Here is a 340-nt window from a genome sequence, read left to right as displayed (position 1 = left end):
ACAGTGATATTGGTGTTCAGCTTTTAAATCCTGCCGGTGTTGCACTTCCTGCTTCTATTAATGTTTGTGATAATGCGCCTCAGACACTTACTGCATCAGTTCAGGGTGGTGGAGCTACTTATCAGTGGCTGTTGGGGGCTAATCCTATCCCTGGGGCTACAAATGCATCCTATACAGCAACGCAACCCGGAGTCTATACCGTTCAGGTATTTTTGCCGGGAAATACTTGTCCGGGAACAGCATCCATAACGATCGTTGGAGGAACTTCGCCGACTGTACAAAATGCAACGCTGACTGCCTGTTATGTTCCCGGAAGTGCAACATTTAATCTTACTTCCGC

General features: G+C 47.4%; 1 protein-coding gene. It reads left to right on the top strand.

Annotated features, from left to right (window positions below; all coding sequences use genetic code 11):
* Positions 1–340 (top strand): hypothetical protein (locus ACPYOJ_RS34885; protein ID WP_481420310.1); only part of this gene is annotated, 340 nt, incomplete at both ends.

The sequence above is a fragment of the Rhizobium sp. SVR5-9E genome (assembly GCF_056755095.1).
This window is presented reverse-complemented; position numbering and strand designations above follow the sequence as displayed.